The following is an 18,931-nucleotide window of genomic DNA, read 5'->3' as shown; positions in this document are numbered from 1 at the left end:
CTCGCTATGCTACAGCGCGACGTCAATAGTCAGCGGGCATTGCTCACTCACTTTTACCGTAACAGCATAATCGGAGGCCATTACATTATAGTGACAGATCCGAAAACGACCGCCCACGCTCTCAAACTTATAAAAGCCCGTGCTGGCCAAAGCTGGGGCAATTAGGCCTGCAAGTGCAAGTAAAACGAGTAGCTTTTTCATTTAATTCCTCATTTATCAACGAGAATAAATTGCGCGTCAATGATAGTCGCTTAAGTCTGAGCTTACGCTTACACACAATTTTGCGCTTTTTATCGAACGTTAAAGCTAGTTCTCATCCATAAAAATGTACATTTATAAAATTTAATAACGATAACGAGACATCAGAGCAACCACGCCTTGTTAATTATCTACATAAAATAAGCGGGTAAATTATCTAAGAATCTAACCAAAACGACATTGAGAGCAGGTGTACATGTAAGATTTCCGACTATGTCTTACGCACAAAGAACCTCTTAACCACCTGATAAAACGATAATAATCTCCTCCACCCTATCTGGCCCGATTAAAAAACCATCAATCAAGTCAATTTTAATCGGTTAACCTGTCGCAGATCATTTGCGACGCGAATTTGACGTTACGGTAACAATCATAAGCTAGGATAAATTATGAAATTTATAGTATGATTTAATTGATTTATGCCCATGAATCCATGATAAAAATAGAAGAGACAGCATTAAAATGAGTGATAACTGCATTTATGTAAGCGTCAGTGAGGACGGTGGAAGCTACTTCATCATTGTTGATGAAGTAAAATACAAGTGTTCTTACTCCGAATCTGCGATATTGAGTAATTTATTAGCTAATAAAGGCAAGTTCTATACGAAAGAAGAACTTGCGACCATTGGCTGGCCGAACAAGCTCGTTTCAAAAAATTCAGTACCCGTTGCGATTGCCAATGTCAGAAAAATCTTCAAGTCCCACACTAATCTAGACGTTATCACCAACGAAAAAAATAAAGGCTATACCGTATTAACGGACAAAGTCCGATTGACCGAAACTGGCATTGCGGTTGACGCTAAAGACAGCGTCCCACAAAGTGTATCCATCAGTGAGTCAGAACAAAATACGGCGAGTAAACAGACTGACGCGCAAAGTGCAGCAATAGAAAAAAAGTTTCAATTTGGCAGTGTGAAACGAATCGCGCTATTAGGTTTGGGCTACCCTCTTCTTATTGTTAACATCGCACTTCTTATGTTGCTTATTTTTGGCGGAAGAACGACCCCTAAGCCGGCTGTCGTTGATGTCATCGACAGTGACCATCACGTTGCAATTTACACCAAAGATAACAAGGCGTTTTCATCATTAATTAGTACAGAGTCGGATAACGATAAGGTGGCAGTTAACACCAGCACGCTACAAATCATCATCGAGAAAGCCATTCACGATAATAAAAGCGTTGTGTTTGTTAATACGGTTTCCAATGGAGTTGTTGTTGACTGTTTACAAGATAAAGAGCTTTTTTCTTACTCCGGTAACGACCTAGAAGCAATTGTTGCCAATTTAAAAACTAAGGGCTGTAAAATATGAGTTATTTAAGACCGATTAACCTTCTCGTGTTTGTCGTCCTAATTATTTTGCTTGTTGCAACAAATTTAAATGAAGACATTCACTTTGATGGTTATTACAAGAGAACCGAATTTATTCTTTCACAAGATCAGGACACGATTAAACTCACGACAAGTGCTGATTTTCTATCAGAAGAGCAAAAATACACCTCAATTGTGAAAATTATTGATGTAGAAAAAGATACGCAATACAGCACGTTTACTTTAGATGGCGACATTTATAATAAAGATGGTTTATTGATCGCTCGAACAAATAAAATTGAAGAAGTGGAAGATGTAAACAGACCGGTGGTTTTTGAAGCATCAACGTCACCTATTGTCACCAGGATTCAAAAGTCATTTCTTGGTATTGACGTATACAAAGACCGAGTGTATGAACGCATACTTGTCGACAGTTTTTTGTGTTACTACGATCTTGATAAACACGTAGTCCGCTGCATGGAACAATGATGGGCCATAAGCGAAGCTCGCTAACGAATCAATGAATCTTGATTAGGTATCGTCTTTATTGACTAACGAGAATAACATTTATAATTGACGCCTTTGTTACTTCCGCAACAAAGGCGTTTTTTTATTGCTTGCTACTTTTATAGCTTACTGCAGCTTAATTTAACTTAACCACATTATCGCAAGTCTTGTGTATTAAATCAGGATCATGACTGACAATAAGTAGCGCACATCCCTGCTCTTTTGCTAGGTTGACCAGTAACTCCGTCACCTCTTTCGCAATGATCGGATCAAGTCTGGATGTAGGTTCATCCGCAAATAAAAATATTGGGTCCAATAACAGTGCTCTCAGAATAGCAAATCTCTGTAGCTCGCCACCAGACACCTCTGTACTTCTTCTATTTAATAACTCTGGTGAGAGTTTTAACTTTGCCATCAGAGGGGCGATTCGATTTCTGTCCAACAGATGCAGTTGTATTAAATCTTCGAGCAAAACACCGAGTGTAACACTTGAGGAAAATGCGGCTGGTGGATCCTGAAATAACTTCAACCATTGGTAAGGCTTTGTATTAGAAGCCGTCTTCGTCACTTTTCCATCCAGTGGCGTCAATAAACCAAGTAACGTATCTCCTAATGTACTTTTTCCGCAGCCGCTGTCTCCAACGACACCGATCACTTCTCCTTTGTGAACGGTAAAGTTTATCCCTTTCGATAGTGTGTGGCCATTTCTCCCAATCGCTAAGTCACGCACTTCGAGTACAGGTTGTTGCAAAGATAAAACCTTTTCTCTTGCCTGCCAACGTTTCGGATCTGCATTAATTAAAGCCTGTGTGTATGCGTGCTCTGGATTATTTAGCACCTGTTCTGCCGAGCCTTTTTCAACAACACTCCCCTCTTTCATAACAATGATGTCACCGCCAATTTGTCGTGCGACTTCGATATCATGTGTGATAGTCAGCAAACCACCGCCTTGTGAACATTGGATGAGCAGCTGAATGATGTCATCACGACGACTTACGTCCAGCCCTTTTGTTGGCTCATCCGCCAGTATCAGCTTAGCACCGCCAGCGGTTGCAGAAATTACCGCCAGACGCTGCGTCATCCCTCCTGACAATTGCCCTGGTCGTTTAGACGCACTATGTTTCAGACCAATTTTATCCAGTTCACTAATGGCTCGATTGAAAGCTACCTCATTATTCAAACCATGAACACACTCATACACCTCAGCCACTTGTTGATAGGCAGGCATCAAGGGATCGAGTGCACGCCAAGGCTCTTGAGGTAGCATAACAAGCTCTTTGCCCCACAAATTGGTTAATGATCGTCGGTCATGGGTGTTGCCAAATACTTCAATTTGTCCTTTCTGTATCAACTCACTTGGCAATAGACCGACGATTGCTTGTGCAAGCAGGCTTTTTCCTGATCCTGTCTGACCTAGGATCGTGACAGGTTGATCTTGATAGAGCGTCAACGATAGTGGCTCGAGAAGCTCGACTTCTTTTAGTTTGATCGAGAGATCAGTCAGTTGTATTAAGAGACTCACGGCTCGCTCCTGCTAATAAATGAAAGCCTAAAACCAATAGCGCGACGACCATTAGTGGCTGAACCAAAACCCAAGGTGCGTCAACATAAAATGGGAACAATTCAACGCTCATCAAACCGAGTTCTGCTAAAGGAGGCTGAATTCCGACCGACACAAAACCGAGTGACGCCATCATCAAAATTGCATTTGCGCCACCAAAAGCCGCCATCGTAAAAACAGAAGGCGAAATCGCTGGCCAAATATGCCGTTTAAACTGATACCACTTGCCAAATCCCATCATCATCGATACTTGTCGCTCAGGGCTGTCAATGACCGTACGGCAAATGGCACGAGTCACTCGGTAATACTCAACCCACTGAACCAAGGAAATAGCCAAATACATGACAAAGAAAGAGCCTGGCGCAATTGCTGACAGCAACAGGACGAGTACTAAGCCGGGTAACGCTAATAGAATATTAACGACGACTTCTAATCCTTGCTCTACCCGACCACCAGCCCATGCAGAGCACACTCCAAGCGTGACACCCAACACAGATGCACTGATGACGCAAAGCACACTTAAGGAAAAGGAGAGACAAATCGCGCTAGCTAGGCGCGTCATCATATCTCGTCCAAAATGATCGGTTCCGAACCAATGCGCGTGACTGGGAGCGAGCAAACGAATGGATAGATCCTGCTCATCGATCGTATAAGGAGACAACCAGGTGACAAACAAAGAGAACGAGAACAAGCCGAATAGGATAGCCAATCCAAGCTTTTGATTTAATGTTAAGTGTTTCATCATTTTTCTTGCTGTCCTCTTGGGTCAATCCAATAGCAAAGCACATCAATAATGCTATTTAGCAGCACAAAAAGAATTCCCATCGTCAGTGCACAGCCTTGAATAACAGGAATATCACGAGCAAAAATCGCGTGCGCTAACCCATGACCCACGCCTGGCCATGAAAATAGAGACTCGATCATAACGATGCCTTCAATGACACTGACCAGTTGAATCCCGATAAATGCAACGATAGGCACAGCCATGTTTCGTAAGCCATGGCGGAAGAATGTCTGCTTTTCACTCAGACCTTTAACACGTGAAAATGTATAGAAAGGAGAGCGCAACACGTTTTTTACGCTAATGTGTACAACGCGGTTTGAGACAGCAGCAAGACTGATTGCCAATGTAAGGCTAGGAAGAACCAAGTGTTGCCAACTGCCAAAGCCAGCAACAGGAAACCATTTCCATTCCATGGCAAAAATCAAGATCAAGACTAGGCCAAGAACAAACACCGGCATTGCTCGCGTAAAAGTGGAACACCACACCATCAGTGCATTGAAGCTCCCGCCTTTTTTCGCAGATAACGTGCCGAGTGGAAGCGCAATAAGAACCGACAAAGCGATACCACACCCAGCCAACAGCAGAGAGTGACCTAATTGATGCATTACCATCTCGCTAACAGGTAGTCCACTCACCATGGACTTACCCAAGTTGAGTTGCAGTAGATCAACAAGCCAACTGAGATAGCTGTTCAACCATCCCTGATCAAGGTTGAGCTCCTGACGCACCAACGCAGCGGCCGCAGAATCAACATTATCTTGACCATAACGACCTGCAGCGATTCGATACGCCATATCACCAGGTAAACTTCTCATAAGGATGAAGGTCAGCGTACCTACCCCCCAAGCAACTAAGATAAGCTGGTATAGGCGCTGTTTAACGTTTCGCCACAACATCAGTTAATTTCCATCTGGTTAATGAAGTAATTACGTTCAAACGGGTCAAACTTAAAGTGTTTTACCCGTTTATTTACTGAAGTATGTTGGCTATAGCTGGAAACAGGAATCACAGGCATCTCCCGATAAATAGCCCCAGCGACTTGTTGGCTGAGCTCGAGCGCACGTGTCGCGTCGGAATTATCAAGCAGCTTCGCTATCGCCTTGTTCACCGTCTTATTATCCCAATTCATAGTGCCCCAATCACCTCCACCATTAGCAAAATCAGAGCTGATAATTGGAAGTGGATCGGCACTAAAACCAAAGTTACGCGCGATCAAAGCCAGTTCTAGTGAACCGTCCTGATGACCAGCGGGGATCATACTTGAGTTCGTCACATCAACGTTTAAATCCACTCCGATCTTCGCCCATTGCGCCTGTATTGCGGTAGCAACTATGGTTAACTCTGGACGATCGGCGTAAGTGATCATCGTCAGTTTGAATGGCACACCATCGCGTTCAAGTACACCATTAGTCCTAGGCTTCCACCCTAAGTCAGCAAGCATTGAGCGCGCTTGCTCTACATTAAACTCATCAGCAGTAACACCTTCAATAAACCATTGAGACATAGAGCTAGGCATAAGCTGAGCCGTTTCTGCTCCTGGTGAGCCAAGGACATTTTTCGCGATTGATGAACGGTCTAAAGCCATGCTCAGCGCTCTTCGTGCTTTAATATCGTTTAGAAATGGGTGACCAGCATTCACTTTGATGAACATAGTTCTTGGAATTAAGTTGCTATGGACCGTCACCTCATCATGACTTTGGAGCTGAGCTAACATTGAGGGCTCCAAGGTGAATACAATATCGGCCTCGCCCGACTTCGCTTGAAGGATTCGGCTTTCTGCTCGGTGTCCTGTTAAATAGGTAGCAAAATGAATCTTCGCTTTTTCACCCCAGTAATGTTCAAACTTCTGAACCGTTAGTTTGTGTGGAGGAGCAAAACTCGCCAATTGATACGGTCCTGTACCATATAATGCATCTAATGCTCCGTTCGATTTAAACGACGCCGGAGATAAAATGGCATTCGAGTAGTTCGTTAATAGAGAAGCAAACGCAGCGTAAGGTTTAACGAGTTCGATTGTTATCTCGTTACTATTCACGGCAGAAATACGGCGAACATCCGCTTTATTCAGCGTTCCATGTTTACGCTGTGCGTTGGCTAGGCTGCGAACGACTGACTCTGCGTTCATTTTACTTCCATCATGAAATGTGACATTGTCACGTAAAGTCACATGCCAAGTGAGTCCGTCTTCACTGCTGTGCCATTTTTTCGCCAATCCAGGTGTTATAGTCCCGGTTTCATCAACATTGAGTAGGGTTTCAATAACCTGCATTCGGGTCAAAATATAACCCTGTTTAGACGGGTCCAAGCTAGAAATTTCCCAAGGACCACTAATAGACAATGTATTGTCCTTGCTAGGCACAACCTGTTCTGATGATGTGTCTTGTTTGCTTAATGTAATCGCAGCGCCAGCTGCAACGATAGTAGCCAAAATAAGGCCACGAACTAGCTTCTTCTTTCGTGAGATAGAAGCATAAGAAATGTCAGTCATAACAATCCCTAACGTATTTTTTGAATGCTATACCCCCTAATTAAGATCAACCGAGTACAGGCGAATAAACTCGCCTGGCCTTAGCTGAACCAATCAGATCGAGATACTGTGGGTATATAAATGTAAAATTAGGATTCTCTGAAACGAGAAAACGTTAAAGGATCGTAGGAGGAGAGCGTGTTCGAGGAAGCTCTGTCGAGACAAATGTTGAGAGTAATAGTTCGAAGCACTGATAGCACTGTGATTTGTCGGTGTCGAGTTTCGGCGCGACCTGAGAGTGCAAAGCGTGACAAATGGCGTCATAGACTTCGCAACTGTGATGTTCGTGAACACTTTGATCCATCTCCATCGAGTGCGCAAGCGAAACGGTGCTTAGCCCCAAGGGAACAAGCAACATCGCTAAAAGCAGCAATCTATTCAGTTTGAGATGATGAAAGTAATGCACGGCACGAACAACAGCATAAATGATAATTGTTATAGTATAACAATTTGATTCAAATCAAAGTAATTTATGCCAGATTAACGCTCAACTGTTCAACTTTTAACCAAAAAGTATAGTCATAGAAAAATCACGCCCTGCGCTCACCCACTTCGATAAGCGCCTCTTCTGAGGTGACCAGCGTTTCAACATCATCCTGTTCGATTATCCGAGTTTTCTTCCAGCTTCCACGGGCATACCAAGCGATTGCGACGAGCGCAACCATGACATTGGTTATCGCAAAAGACCACCAAATTCCCTGCTCAGCTAAGTAAGTATGCTTCGATAATATGTACGCTAAAGGGAACTGGAATACCCATTGGGTCAGCAAAGACAACACCATACTGTTCGTCATATTCCCAGATGCTCTAAACGCAGACATAATAGAAAGCTGAATACCAATAAAGCCCCAAGATAAACACATTACTCTTAAGAACTGAGCACCTTGTTCAATCACTTGAGGGTTATCAGGGATGAAGAATCGAATCACACTTGGGGCCATCAAAAACGCAAAAATACCGATCATCGTTAACATAACGAAGCTCCAAACAGAACCAATCACCGTTATTTTTGCTGCACGATCAACGCGGTTTGCCCCAAGGTTTTGCCCTACCAGAGTAGACACCGCCATAGACAGCCCCATCGCCGGAATGGTAATGAGCTGCAAAATATTCGAGCCGACACCATAAGAAGCGATCGTTACCGTGCCAAAGCTCGCCACCAAAAATGACATAGTAATCAGCCCAAGAGCTCGAGCAGACAACTCAACAGATCCTGGAGCTCCCAAGAAAAACGCTCGCTTGATGTATGTCCAGTCCGGCGATAAGTCTTTCCACTTAAGGTGAATGCCGTGACGCCCTTTGGAAAGAATGTAAAATCCCGCCAGTGCAGCCAGCGCCTGAGTCACCAACGTTGCCAGGGCAGCACCAGATACCCCAAGACCTTCAAATCCCCCCAAACCGAAGATAAAGAGAGGATCTAATACAAAGTTAAGTAACACCGTTCCGAGTACGATATATAGCGGAATTTTGACCTGGCCAATCCCCCTCATTAGTGCCTGAAACATATTGTAAACAAAGACAAAAATCACACTAATAAACGAGATATGCATAAAACTTAACGCGTTAGTGTAAACCGATTTTTCAACCCCCAATAACGTTAAAAAATAGGGTGACAACAGATAACCGATAACGCCAAGAACCACCGAAGTAATAAACACCATCAGCATGGTTTGCCCGGCGACATGGTTTACCTTATCCATTTGTCCTGCGCCCATATACTGGGCAGTTAATGTCGCACCAGCCATGGCTAGGCCTGCACCTAATGCAATCACCAAAAATGTCACGGGCATGCTGACAGAAACCGCAGCGACTTCATCTGCGCCTAAGCGCCCGACCCAAAAGGCATCGGTTAGCTGATAAGCAGACTGTAATAATTGACCAAATACGATAGGAATGGCGAGAGACAGCAGCGCTTTATTGATTGGCCCCTCGATAAGATGCTGCGTTTTACTCATTCACGTCCCCATACATTATGACACTCATGCCATTCAGCATAGCCTGATATCGTATTGAAACAAATAAATAAGCGTGAAAATCAGAATGTTAAAAAGTGAAATTGAGGTTTGTTCTCCAACAAAAAGCCACTCAATCATTTGTAGATTTAGTGGCTGTATCGGTCGGGTTAAACGGCTGATTGGTACTTACTGCTGAAGCTTTTCTTTTGCTTCAACGACTTTAGAGAAATCTAAACCAAGCTCTTCCACCGCTTCTTTTATCAAACCAGGGTTTTGCATGACTTGCCCCATCAATGCCTGCAGTTGATCTTGCGGTAAACCTAGCTGGCTAAGTGTTGCCATCGCAGCTAGAGGGTTTTGAGTCAACGTTTGAAACAGCTCGTTGATCTGCTCATCGCTAATATTATTCTCTTTCAACATTGCTAGAATCGGGTTCATCACTTTACCTTTAAATACTATATAAAACAGAAGCGCAGTTTAGCACCGGATGTCAGGAGTTTACCACTCCCGCATTGCGTGCGTCATGTTCTTCTTTTAGAGCCAGTTTTTGTTTCTTTTTGGTTTCTTCCCAGCTGTTTCCCGACTCAATTGCAGACACGCGCTGTTGGTATTTATTGCAGGCTCTGTCAAGAACGCTGTGTAGATCAATCCCCTTTTCTCTTTCAAGCGCTTTTAACACATTGAGGTAGTTCCAGAGCACATCACCCAACTCATCTTCGAGATAACATAGCCGCTCTGCCGTAATCTCTTCACGTACTTCTTCGACTTCTTTCCCTATCGCATCCAAATAGGTATCAACACCTTTGAACCAGGTGTTTGTCATATCAAACTCTGATTTCCGAGTAGCAATTTGCAGTAACTCGTCAAACTTATTCATATCCGCTCCTTAGATTTGAACTTAGAATCATCTACCGTTAAAAGTCATGGATTTACCCTTCAGGGTAAGTTCTAAAAATACATCTCTACTCTACAGTAAAAGCGATACAGTAAGACTGATTTTTTACCTAACGCCGCTGACATGAGGTGCATCCCCGACAAGCAGAACGAGTTGTTTTATCTAGCAGACTGCGTTGAACTTTGCAGTACGCGTTCTTTAGGGCGCGACGGGCTGAAAACCAGTCAGCGGGTTTGGAAAGGATTAAGTAGCCGTTAAAGCGTTTAACTAGCTCATTTCGATTGGTGTCTATAAACTTGCTATCGAATTCAATTTCGAAGTACGCTAACGCATCTTCTATGCAAGTAAAGCTAGCGATTTTTTCTTGGATAGCATTTTTACTCATGAACGTAGCACTATGGTTGACTTATCATCTCAGTCTAATCGCCGTTGCTGCGGATTTCTTTGATGTTTAACCACTAGACGACAAACTTGTTATTTAAAAATGCGAGGATCAAATGCGAACTCAAGCTTTTCGGCTTTCTTAAAAATGTCTTTCATCTTCGGGTGGTTCGGGTTTATGACGTAATTCTTATCTCGGGGCGAGATGGTCGATGGCACTTGCAAAGCAGCAAACTCCGGATGGGGATCGTTAAGAAACTGGTCGCCAATGTATTGGGTTGATTCACTGACCGGAATGGCACGCCAAGTGACGGGTAGATCGTCTTCATCCAATGTAGCCACTAAGTATTCAGGGATATCGATGCGATACAAATCGTACAACTTAGTAATGGCGGGATCATTATTTACGTGAACAAAAACCTCTAGTGCACACAAAGATTCCGATTCAGAAAAATACAGAGCTTCTGTACCCTTTGAATTCCACCGTCCACCAAACAGCCTTGCACCAATAGGGCTGAAAGGCGATTCGGCGAACTTCTTTTGCGTCAGTCGGTAGAGCTTCATCTACGAGAACACTCCGTGCTCCAGACGCCCGATAAGATCTTTCACTATTTCAAAATCGACAGTGGTAGACACCATGTCCAATGGCCTCTGTCCGCCTAAGCCGTAGACGTTCTCTCTCATCCATTGCTGCGCTCGCGCTTCATCGTCAAACAGTTCAGTGGCAAGCTTTAACAGCATAGCTAGGCGGTATATAGCGTCACTTTCTTGAGTATTGAAACGCTCATCGTTTTTTAAGCGGCGTTTAATTGTACTAACCGGAATAAGGGTAACATGCTGAAACTCACTCTGAGAGAGCTTTAACCGCTCAACGATGTTGCGATAAACCTGAGGCTCAAAACCTTTGTGAACCGCATCCGTACGACCAGTATCGGCATCCTCAATGCCCAACATAAACCAAAAACTGTTCTTGTTTGGCTGCTTTGGTTTAAAACTTTTTAATGCTGCACTTCCCATACGATGCCTTAGTAGCTCATTTGACCTTTTTATTATGGTTCAAATGAGCTAAACATTCAATCTATCTGTAATAGAGTCAACCAACTGGGATCAAAAAGGCGGACACCTCGTCCGCCTTTGTATTTAAATCCGTTCCCGACTATATAGACTTTGATCAACGTAGCCTATAGGTCAAAACGGTCGGCATTCATCACTTTAACCCACGCTGCAACAAAGTCATGAATGAACTTCTCTTGGTTGTCATCTTGCGCATACACTTCTGCGTATGAACGTAGAATTGAGTTAGAGCCAAAGACAAGGTCAATTCTCGTTGCCGTCCATTTCACCGTATCAGTCTTACGATCGCGGATTTCATAATGGTTGGCACCGGTCGGTACCCATTTGTAGGCCATGTCGGTGAGGTTGACGAAAAAGTCATTCGACAACGTACCCACGCGGTCGGTAAATACGCCGTCAGTACTTCCGCCATAGTTGGTGCCCAGCACGCGCATGCCACCGACTAACACCGTCATTTCTGGCGCGGTCAGCCCCATTAGCTGTGTACGATCCAGCATCAACTCTTCTGGTTTAACCACATAATCTTTCTTCAACCAGTTTCTATACCCGTCAGCCAGTGGTTCGAGGACTTCAAAAGAGTCGACGTCAGTCATCTCTTGGGTCGCATCACCACGACCTGGCGAAAATGGTACAGAGATACTATGACCTGCCGCGCGAGCAGCCAACTCAACGCCCACGTTACCCGCGAGAACAATCGCATCTGCCACGCTGCATCCTGCCTCTGAAGAAATCTTCTCTAACACAGGTAATACTCGGCTTAATCTATCGGGCTCGTTGCCTTGCCAGTCTTTTTGAGGCGCTAAACGAATGCGTGCACCATTTGCGCCACCGCGTCGGTCGGAGCCTCGGTAAGTTCTTGCACTATCCCAAGCCGTACTAACTAGGTCACCAATCGATAAGCCAGACGCTTCTATTTTCGCTTTGACTGAGTCCACATCATAACCTGTGTTTCCGGCTGGTGTTGGGTCTTGCCAAATCAAATCCTCACTGGGAACATCAGGGCCAAAGTAACAAGATTTTGGTCCTAAATCACGGTGTGTCAGCTTGAACCAGGCACGAGCAAACGCATCTTCAAACGCGGCCTGATCATTTTTGAATCGCTCGGCAATCTTACGATATTCAGGATCCATTTTTAATGCCATATCCGCATCGGTCATGATGGGGTTATATCGTTTACTATCGTCTTCAACGTCAACCGGTTTGTCTTGTTCATCAATATTGATTGGTTCCCACTGATGGGCTCCCGCCGGACTCATTTTTTGTTCCCAATCGTATTTAAACAAAAGATGGAAGTATCCATTATCCCATTGTGTCGGATGAGTGGTCCACGCTCCTTCCAAACCACTAGTGACAGCGTCACGCCCAATACCGCGCGTTTTGTGGTTCATCCAACCTAGGCCTTGCTCTTCAAGTTCCGCAGCTTCAGGTTCCGGCCCAATATTTGCCGCATCACCATTACCATGACATTTACCGACAGTGTGGCCACCAGCGGTCAATGCTACGGTTTCTTCATCGTTCATTGCCATTCGGGCGAAGGTGACACGCATATCAGCGGCTGTTTTGAGCGGGTCTGGATTACCATCGACACCCTCAGGGTTAACGTAAATAAGCCCCATCATGACAGCGGCTAATGGGTTTTCGAGATCTCGCTCACCAGAGTAACGAGTCCCTTCACTGCCACTTGGCGCAAGCCATTCTTTTTCAGATCCCCAATAAGTGTCTTTTTCTGGGTGCCAGATGTCCTCTCGCCCAAAAGCGAAACCAAAGGTTTTAAAGCCCATTGACTCATACGCCATATTACCCGCGAGAAGAATCAGATCGGCCCAACTGAGTTTATTGCCATACTTTCTCTTAATTGGCCAAAGCAAACGACGTGCTTTATCGAGGTTCGCGTTATCAGGCCAAGAGTTGAGAGGTGCGAAACGTTGATTACCGGTTGAGCCACCACCTCGACCATCTGCGATTCGATAACTACCCGCGGCATGCCAAGCCATTCGAATCATCAAACCACCGTAGTGGCCCCAATCCGCTGGCCACCAGTCTTGGCTTTGTGTCATTAACGCTTTTAAGTCTTTCTTCAGAGCCTCAACATCTAGCTTCTTTAGTTCTTCTTTGTAATCAAAGCCCTGTCCAAAGGGGTTAGTTTTAACGTCATGTTGATGCAAGATGTCCAGATTTAGAGCATTAGGCCACCAATCCATCACGGATTTATCTGTGGATGTTTGCCCACCGTGCATCACTGGGCATTTACCCACCGATCCGCTACTCTTGTCGCTCATGTAGTACTCCCTATTCTCTTGGTATAGAAGTTTTGGTGAAGAAGTCACTAAATTTCATTTTTACTCATTACAATGAGTAAAAATACCTACCCATAACAGCGTAGTTCATGCTCTGCTCTTTGCTTAGGTTTACTGGTGTATTTCTAAACATTTCCAATTAATCTGAAAATCCTGAAAAAGAACCCATACGGGTATTTAGGTATATACTTTCTATGGGTCCCATATGTTTGGAGGCTTTATGACAATTGCAACCCGATTTGATGAATACCTGACTGCGCACAGTATTCACTTTCAAACAGTGAACCATAGTCACAGTCACAGCTCACTGCAAAGCGGAGTTTCGGCAGGTGTTCCACTCATGAACTTAGCGAAAGCGGTGATCCTTGAGGATCACGAAGGTCGTCATATGATGGCGGTGCTACCCGCTAACAACAAGATCAGTTTGTCGCGACTCAACGATGAATTTAACGCTACCTTCCACTTGGTCAAAGAGAGAATGGTTTATCACCTCTTTACCGATTGCGAACATGGTGCGATTCCACCGATTGGCAGTCCTTACCACATGATGACCGTGTGTGATGAACGGCTAACAGACTTAGATTATGTTTACTTGGAAGCGGGAGATCATGAAACCCTGATCAAACTCGATAGAAACGCATTTAAAGAGTTAATGAAGGACTGTAAATACTTCAGGTTTAGTAGTGAAGTTCTGCACTAGATTTCATGATAGAAAAACGGAAACAGAATTAAGACACCGAAGAAGGAGCTTACCAACGCTGGGTAAGCTCCTTGTCGATTAATGTAAATGGTTATAACGTCATGGTGGCTATGAGATTAGCTTATTCCGGTAAACTCGTGTTGGTCGACCGACTTTACCATGCTCTAAGAAGGCGAATAAGTCACCGTGTTCAACAGCTTTATCCAAATAACGACGTGCGGTGCTTTTACTAATGGCTAAAACTTCCGCAACACTAGCAGCCGTTTGCTCGATGTGAGCATGTGTAAATAGCTCGAGCACTTGCTGATACATAAATGGATCCAAGCCTACGAGATCCACATTGGCGTCTTTGCCGAGATGAAAGAGTGAGTCCAGTTGTGATTGACGAAAATTTTCTTGGCTCATCACATGGTTTCTTACTTTTGCAAAACGCTGTAAGCTCTTAGTCAAACGCGTGTAATCCACGGGCTTCACCAAATAATCAAAAGCCCCAAACCGATGTGCTTTTTGAACGGTAGAGGGATCATTAGCGGCCGTCACTAAAATGCATTCAGGCTTATGCTCATCGTCTAGCCATTGGTAGACCAACTCGACACCCTGTCCATCTGGCAGGAAGTTGTCCACAATAACAAGGTCAGGCTGAGTACGCTCGACAAGTTGTTTTGCTATATGTACGCTGCCCGCAATCCCAACAACCTGATACATCTCGACTTGTTCAATAAAGTGGTGATGCAGTTCCGCAATATTAGGATCATCTTCAACGATCACAACTTTGATCATGCCAACTCCTTAGGAAAATAGACAGAAAATGAAGTGCCGGCATCATCACTGTCTAGCTCCATGTGTCCATGGCCTTGTTCAATGATAGAGCGGACAAAGTACATACCTACACCATGTTCGGTTTTGTCTGACTTGGTGGTGAAACCCAGATCGCATAGCCGCTCAAGTTCATCGACAACGGCCGGACCGTTATTATCAACTTTAAGGGTATATTCAGTCGTGGATTCCGATATATGGATATCCACGCAACCACCATCCTCTCCTTGCGCCGCGTCTAAGGCATTTTGGACCAGATTACCCACTAAACCACACAGTTGTTCCTCAGATAACCGTTTGGTTAATGAACTTAAATTACTTTGGCAGTCGATCTTTAAGATGACTCCCATTTCGCTTGCTTTGGATGCCTTGGCTAAAACTAAGGCTGATAATGCAGGCAAACTATCCAGTAGAATTAATGAATCGATTTGAGATTGGCTCGCTTTCGCTTGTGATAAACAGGTAGACAGTGCTTTATCATAAGCCTTCATCTGAAGCAGACCGGAAATGGTTGAGAGCTTATTTTGGTATTCATGCCGAGCAACGCGCATGTTTTCCATATATTGGGTCACTTGGCTAATTTTTTCAGAGAGCACATGCATTTCATTTTGATCACGCAAGCTAAAGACAGCCCCATACGGCTCGCCCGTAGAGGTACGCATGGTAACTCGATTAACCACGAGGTTTTTACCATTAGCGCGAATCAACCTGTTAATGAAATCATCGCCCTCTAATGTGAAACTATTTGGGTCATCGATATGTTCCGCAAACACATTGCCAACATCTTGATGGTAGTTGAGCATCATTCGAGCCGAATCATTAATCAGATATAAGCGCCCTTCAGAATCAATGGCAACGAGCCCTTCGTAAGTTGCTTGCAGTACTCCTTGATGCGTATTTAATGCTTGCTTAAGCTGCCATGGTTCTAGCTCTTGCATATGTTTGCTGACATAACGTGAAAACTGCCACGATAGCCAGATACAAATACATATCGCCAGCCCCCCCAGCATGAGTAAAGGAGCAAGCCGTTCAGTTGTCCATAAGTCGAGGGTATCAATTAAATACCCAACTTTGATCATGCCAATGACTGAGCCATTTTCGGCAAAGATAGGAGAAATGTAACGAATAGAAGGGCCTAACGAACCAACACCATAAGAGAGGTAAGACTCTCCTTCTTTGAGCGCTCTTTCTATATCGCCACCCACCACTGGGAGCCCTATACGATCATGCACTGGGTGGGCTAAACGAACACCGGCTTTGTCGCTGACCGTGATAAAATCTGCGTCACTGACACGTTGGGCCGAATGGATGATTTGAGGGACGGCCTTCGTATTACCTGATTGCATCGCTGACACCAAGCTCGGTAATTGCGACAATTGTTGAGATTGAACTTTTGCGCGCAAACTGATTTGGCGTGTTAACGTTTCATCCAACTGATAAGCACTGTATCCCCACCAACTCAACATGCCAGTAAGCATGACAGCACTTAACAATATCGCTAATTGTTTAGTAAACGAAAGGGAAGTAAACGACACTATAGGATTCCTTAAGGTTGGATGCCCTTAGCTTAACGTAATTGCCACTCTCATTGACGTATACCAAGCATGAAATTTGACCCCGATCTCAGTCATGAATTTTATGATTTTTATAAATCTAATGCGTTTTATCTCAAACAATTTTCAATTTAACTATGTGGTGACAGGCAAACTCACCACGAACAAAAAGCACAGTATCTTGAAATTGATTTGCCGCAGTTTTTTCCTACATCTCCCTTATATGATTGACCAAAATAACTTGGAGATAAATGTATGAAGAGTTCTCAAATGAAGCTGCTCCTACTGGTCGCAATAGGCTGTATATTATGGTTTATTCCGACACCAGACGGGCTCACCGACCAAGCCTGGCAGATGATGGCCATTTTTGTCACAACGGTACTCAGTTTGATTCTCGCGCCTTTACCGTTAGGAGCAATGGCGTTAATGGGGTTGACGCTTGCAACCCTGCTTGGTGTCCTGCCAATTAAAACTGCACTGAGTGGCTTCGCCCACCCAACCATCTGGATGATCGCAGCTGCGTTTTTCATTTCACGTGGTTTCATTACTACGGGGTTTGGACGACGTGTTGGCTACTGGTTTATTGCTAAGCTCGGCCACAACTCTCTTGGCTTGGCTTATGGACTGGTACTCACTGACTTGCTCTTCGCTCCTGCGACGCCAAGTACAACAGCGCGCTGTGGAGGAATCATTTCACCACTATTTCGCTCAGTAGCAAGTGCATACGATTCAGATCCTGAAAAAGGAACGGAAAACCGCATCGGTGCATTCTTAGTGCAATGTATCTTCCAATGCAACGCGATTACTTGTGCAATGTTTTTAACCTCAATGGCGGGTAACCCTCTAGCGGCAAACTTCGCATTAGAGCAAGGCGTCGAGATAACCTGGGGAGGATGGGCTGCGGCTGCAATCGTACCTGGACTGTTATGCCTATTCCTTATCCCGCTCGTGATGTACTTGTTTTTCCCGCCAGAGTTAAAGAAGACACCTGAAATGCGTAGTATTGCCCGTCAGAAACTGGCAGAAATGGGTAATATGACTCGTGATGAACTGATGGTTTGTATCACCTTCATTGGCATGGTGACTTTATGGGTACTTGGTCCAACTCTAGGTATTCATGCTACCGTAACCGCATTACTTGGTTTAGTTTTCCTACTGTTCACGCGCACTATTACTTGGGACGCTGTGTTAGGCGAAAAAGAAGCGTGGCACACCATCACCTGGTTCGCGGTTTTAGTGATGATGGCGGCACAATTGAATAGTCTTGGCTTCATCGGTTGGTTCAGTCAATCCATTGGTGAATCGCTATCGGGATTAGGATGGGTCACCACCGTGGTAATATTGCTATTGGTGTACTATTACAGCCATTATTTGATGGCAAGTGCAATGGCACACATCAGTGCAATGTATTCAGCGTTCTTAGCCATCGCGATTTCTGCCGGCGCACCACCAATGCTTGCGGCGATCGTACTCGGTATTTTCAGTAACCTATATATGTCAACGACTCACTACTCTTCAGGCCCTGCTCCGATCCTATTTGGTGCTGGTTATCATACCTTGCAGAGCTGGTGGAAAATTGGTTTCATCTTTTCACTTATTGTTATCCCAGTGTTCGTCTTCGTGGGTGGTGCATGGTGGAAACTGCTCGGTCTCTGGTAAGTCCTCGACCTCATTCAACCGAAAGAATACGGCCAAGGATGGCAGTATTCCTTAACCTTCTGTCAAAAGCAGCTCATAGATACCTAGCCTTTGAGCGCGATCCAACATATCAAAATCATGATCTACGTACTCTTTTAACTTTGCACCAGCTCGCTCAGCAATGTTGATACTTGCGATATTGTCTTCCATACAATGAAACTGTACTGCCTTGGCATTGCCTTTCTGTCTAATGAAAGGAATTAGCACTTCAAGAATTTGGTCAATGACGTTTTGACCGCGCCCATAAGGGGTCAGCCAGTAGCCGACTTCAATACACTTGGTTGTTTGGTTCACACCTTTTGTACCAACAACGCCAGTAAAATTACCATTGAGGACTATCGCGAACCAATAAGAATCCACAGCTTTGCTACCAATCCGCTCTGAGATATAGCTAAGCGCACCATTTATGTTGGTGACCGACTCCGTCCAGGGTAGATAACCAGACAAACTATCACGATGCTGATTCACTGCTCCCAGCAGCACTTTGGCATGTCTGCGCGATAAAGGCTCAATTGAAATCCTTTCAGACACAGAGTAGCACTGCGTCAACGCGCTCACCATCGGCACTGCCATTTCACACTACGTTCTTTCATGATGACCTCGTTTAGTTAAGTA

The 18,931-nt window shown here is 44.5% G+C and carries 19 protein-coding genes; 4 read left to right on the top strand and 15 right to left on the bottom strand.

The features are described from left to right. Nucleotides 1-9 precede the first annotated feature (9 nt). Nucleotides 10-201: a hypothetical protein gene (locus tag ONE56_RS16270; RefSeq protein WP_423841074.1), complete on the bottom strand. Its 192-nt coding sequence runs from the start codon at nt 199-201 to the stop codon at nt 10-12. Nucleotides 202-720: 519 nt separating this feature from the next. Between ONE56_RS16270 and ONE56_RS16265 the strand changes: the two genes are divergently transcribed. Continuing rightward, the gene (locus ONE56_RS16265; RefSeq protein ID WP_423841073.1) at nt 721-1,569 is read left to right on the top strand and encodes a winged helix-turn-helix domain-containing protein; all 849 of its coding nucleotides are present in this window, start codon (nt 721-723) and stop codon (nt 1,567-1,569) included. Further along, entirely contained in the window at nt 1,566-2,057 is a 492-nt protein-coding gene (locus tag ONE56_RS16260) for a hypothetical protein (protein ID WP_423841072.1), read from the top strand. The genes ONE56_RS16265 and ONE56_RS16260 overlap by 4 nt, the downstream gene beginning before the upstream one ends. 154 nt (nt 2,058-2,211) lie before the next feature. On the opposite strand, the gene ONE56_RS16255 is transcribed toward ONE56_RS16260, so the two are convergent. The 11 genes from ONE56_RS16255 to katG all read right to left on the bottom strand — a co-directional run bounded on the left by ONE56_RS16255 (nt 2,212) and on the right by katG (nt 13,531). Beyond that, nucleotides 2,212-3,597, bottom strand: coding sequence for an ABC transporter ATP-binding protein (locus tag ONE56_RS16255; RefSeq protein ID WP_423841071.1), 1,386 nt, complete (start codon nt 3,595-3,597; stop codon nt 2,212-2,214). After that, nucleotides 3,572-4,381 (bottom strand): ABC transporter permease, encoded by an 810-nt coding sequence (locus ONE56_RS16250; RefSeq protein WP_423841070.1) that lies wholly within the window; start codon nt 4,379-4,381, stop codon nt 3,572-3,574. The genes ONE56_RS16255 and ONE56_RS16250 overlap by 26 nt, the downstream gene beginning before the upstream one ends. Beyond that, on the bottom strand, nt 4,378-5,316 hold the full coding sequence (locus ONE56_RS16245; protein WP_423841069.1) for an ABC transporter permease: 939 nt from the start codon (nt 5,314-5,316) through the stop codon (nt 4,378-4,380). Before ONE56_RS16245 ends, ONE56_RS16250 begins: the two co-directional genes overlap by 4 nt. Then, nucleotides 5,316-6,908, bottom strand: coding sequence for an ABC transporter substrate-binding protein (locus ONE56_RS16240; RefSeq protein ID WP_423841068.1), 1,593 nt, complete (start codon nt 6,906-6,908; stop codon nt 5,316-5,318). Before ONE56_RS16240 ends, ONE56_RS16245 begins: the two co-directional genes overlap by 1 nt. A 569-nt stretch (nt 6,909-7,477) precedes the next feature. Continuing rightward, on the bottom strand, nt 7,478-8,902 hold the full coding sequence (locus tag ONE56_RS16235; RefSeq protein ID WP_423841067.1) for an MATE family efflux transporter: 1,425 nt from the start codon (nt 8,900-8,902) through the stop codon (nt 7,478-7,480). A 186-nt stretch (nt 8,903-9,088) separates the two neighbouring features. Next, nucleotides 9,089-9,340: a DUF2999 family protein gene (locus tag ONE56_RS16230; protein WP_041154599.1), complete on the bottom strand. Its 252-nt coding sequence runs from the start codon at nt 9,338-9,340 to the stop codon at nt 9,089-9,091. Nucleotides 9,341-9,392: 52 nt separating this feature from the next. Then, a complete protein-coding gene (locus ONE56_RS16225) occupies nt 9,393-9,779 on the bottom strand; it encodes a MazG nucleotide pyrophosphohydrolase domain-containing protein (RefSeq protein ID WP_041154598.1) in 387 nt (128 codons plus the stop codon). 127 nt (nt 9,780-9,906) lie between these two features. Further along, nucleotides 9,907-10,182, bottom strand: a complete 276-nt coding sequence (locus ONE56_RS16220) for a nitrogenase-stabilizing/protective protein NifW (RefSeq protein WP_423841066.1) — start codon at nt 10,180-10,182, stop codon at nt 9,907-9,909. Between the two features lie 89 nt (nt 10,183-10,271). Next, nucleotides 10,272-10,742: an RES family NAD+ phosphorylase gene (locus ONE56_RS16215; RefSeq protein ID WP_041154596.1), complete on the bottom strand. Its 471-nt coding sequence runs from the start codon at nt 10,740-10,742 to the stop codon at nt 10,272-10,274. Next, a complete protein-coding gene (gene parS / locus ONE56_RS16210; protein ID WP_331438496.1) occupies nt 10,743-11,195 on the bottom strand; it encodes a type II RES/Xre toxin-antitoxin system antitoxin in 453 nt (150 codons plus the stop codon). A 164-nt stretch (nt 11,196-11,359) separates the two neighbouring features. Continuing rightward, complete coding sequence (gene katG / locus ONE56_RS16205; protein WP_423841065.1) at nt 11,360-13,531, bottom strand: catalase/peroxidase HPI; 2,172 nt, start codon at nt 13,529-13,531, stop codon at nt 11,360-11,362. Nucleotides 13,532-13,769: 238 nt separating this feature from the next. Between katG and ONE56_RS16200 the strand changes: the two genes are divergently transcribed. Next, nucleotides 13,770-14,249: an aminoacyl-tRNA deacylase gene (locus tag ONE56_RS16200; protein WP_041154594.1), complete on the top strand. Its 480-nt coding sequence runs from the start codon at nt 13,770-13,772 to the stop codon at nt 14,247-14,249. Between the two features lie 108 nt (nt 14,250-14,357). Here the strand turns inward: ONE56_RS16200 and ONE56_RS16195 are convergent, their stop codons facing one another. Further along, nucleotides 14,358-15,029 (bottom strand): response regulator, encoded by a 672-nt coding sequence (locus ONE56_RS16195; RefSeq protein WP_423841064.1) that lies wholly within the window; start codon nt 15,027-15,029, stop codon nt 14,358-14,360. Then, nucleotides 15,026-16,600 carry an ATP-binding protein gene (locus tag ONE56_RS16190; RefSeq protein ID WP_423841063.1) on the bottom strand — a complete coding sequence of 525 codons (1,575 nt, stop codon included), beginning with the start codon at nt 16,598-16,600 and terminating at the stop codon, nt 15,026-15,028. Before ONE56_RS16190 ends, ONE56_RS16195 begins: the two co-directional genes overlap by 4 nt. 273 nt (nt 16,601-16,873) lie before the next feature. Between ONE56_RS16190 and ONE56_RS16185 the strand changes: the two genes are divergently transcribed. Then, complete coding sequence (locus ONE56_RS16185; protein WP_423841062.1) at nt 16,874-18,277, top strand: anion permease; 1,404 nt, start codon at nt 16,874-16,876, stop codon at nt 18,275-18,277. Between the two features lie 51 nt (nt 18,278-18,328). Here ONE56_RS16185 and ONE56_RS16180 read toward each other — a convergent pair whose 3' ends face one another. Continuing rightward, a complete protein-coding gene (locus tag ONE56_RS16180; RefSeq protein WP_331438494.1) occupies nt 18,329-18,889 on the bottom strand; it encodes a GNAT family protein in 561 nt (186 codons plus the stop codon). Nucleotides 18,890-18,931 lie beyond the last annotated feature (42 nt).

This window comes from Vibrio mytili (assembly GCF_049563345.1).
GTDB classification, from domain to species: Bacteria; Pseudomonadota; Gammaproteobacteria; order Enterobacterales; family Vibrionaceae; genus Vibrio; species Vibrio mytili.
The sequence above is the reverse complement of the archived record's forward strand: the minus strand, read 5'-3'. Positions and strand labels throughout refer to the sequence as shown.

Excerpts from the sequence above, each read along its gene's own strand:
- parS (WP_331438496.1), bottom strand. The coding sequence starts at position 11,195 with ATGGGAAGTGCAGCATTAAAAAGTTTTAAACCAAAGCAGCCAAACAAG.
- ONE56_RS16245 (WP_423841069.1), bottom strand. The coding sequence starts at position 5,316 with ATGTTGTGGCGAAACGTTAAACAGCGCCTATACCAGCTTATCTTAGTT.
- ONE56_RS16235 (WP_423841067.1), bottom strand. The coding sequence starts at position 8,902 with ATGAGTAAAACGCAGCATCTTATCGAGGGGCCAATCAATAAAGCGCTG.
- ONE56_RS16185 (WP_423841062.1), top strand. The coding sequence starts at position 16,874 with ATGAAGAGTTCTCAAATGAAGCTGCTCCTACTGGTCGCAATAGGCTGT.
- ONE56_RS16200 (WP_041154594.1), top strand. The coding sequence starts at position 13,770 with ATGACAATTGCAACCCGATTTGATGAATACCTGACTGCGCACAGTATT.
- ONE56_RS16180 (WP_331438494.1), bottom strand. The coding sequence starts at position 18,889 with ATGGCAGTGCCGATGGTGAGCGCGTTGACGCAGTGCTACTCTGTGTCT.
- ONE56_RS16220 (WP_423841066.1), bottom strand. The coding sequence starts at position 10,182 with ATGAGTAAAAATGCTATCCAAGAAAAAATCGCTAGCTTTACTTGCATA.
- ONE56_RS16195 (WP_423841064.1), bottom strand. The coding sequence starts at position 15,029 with ATGATCAAAGTTGTGATCGTTGAAGATGATCCTAATATTGCGGAACTG.
- ONE56_RS16240 (WP_423841068.1), bottom strand. The coding sequence starts at position 6,908 with ATGACTGACATTTCTTATGCTTCTATCTCACGAAAGAAGAAGCTAGTT.
- ONE56_RS16225 (WP_041154598.1), bottom strand. The coding sequence starts at position 9,779 with ATGAATAAGTTTGACGAGTTACTGCAAATTGCTACTCGGAAATCAGAG.
- ONE56_RS16265 (WP_423841073.1), top strand. The coding sequence starts at position 721 with ATGAGTGATAACTGCATTTATGTAAGCGTCAGTGAGGACGGTGGAAGC.
- katG (WP_423841065.1), bottom strand. The coding sequence starts at position 13,531 with ATGAGCGACAAGAGTAGCGGATCGGTGGGTAAATGCCCAGTGATGCAC.
- ONE56_RS16215 (WP_041154596.1), bottom strand. The coding sequence starts at position 10,742 with ATGAAGCTCTACCGACTGACGCAAAAGAAGTTCGCCGAATCGCCTTTC.
- ONE56_RS16250 (WP_423841070.1), bottom strand. The coding sequence starts at position 4,381 with ATGATGAAACACTTAACATTAAATCAAAAGCTTGGATTGGCTATCCTA.
- ONE56_RS16260 (WP_423841072.1), top strand. The coding sequence starts at position 1,566 with ATGAGTTATTTAAGACCGATTAACCTTCTCGTGTTTGTCGTCCTAATT.
- ONE56_RS16270 (WP_423841074.1), bottom strand. The coding sequence starts at position 201 with ATGAAAAAGCTACTCGTTTTACTTGCACTTGCAGGCCTAATTGCCCCA.
- ONE56_RS16230 (WP_041154599.1), bottom strand. The coding sequence starts at position 9,340 with ATGAACCCGATTCTAGCAATGTTGAAAGAGAATAATATTAGCGATGAG.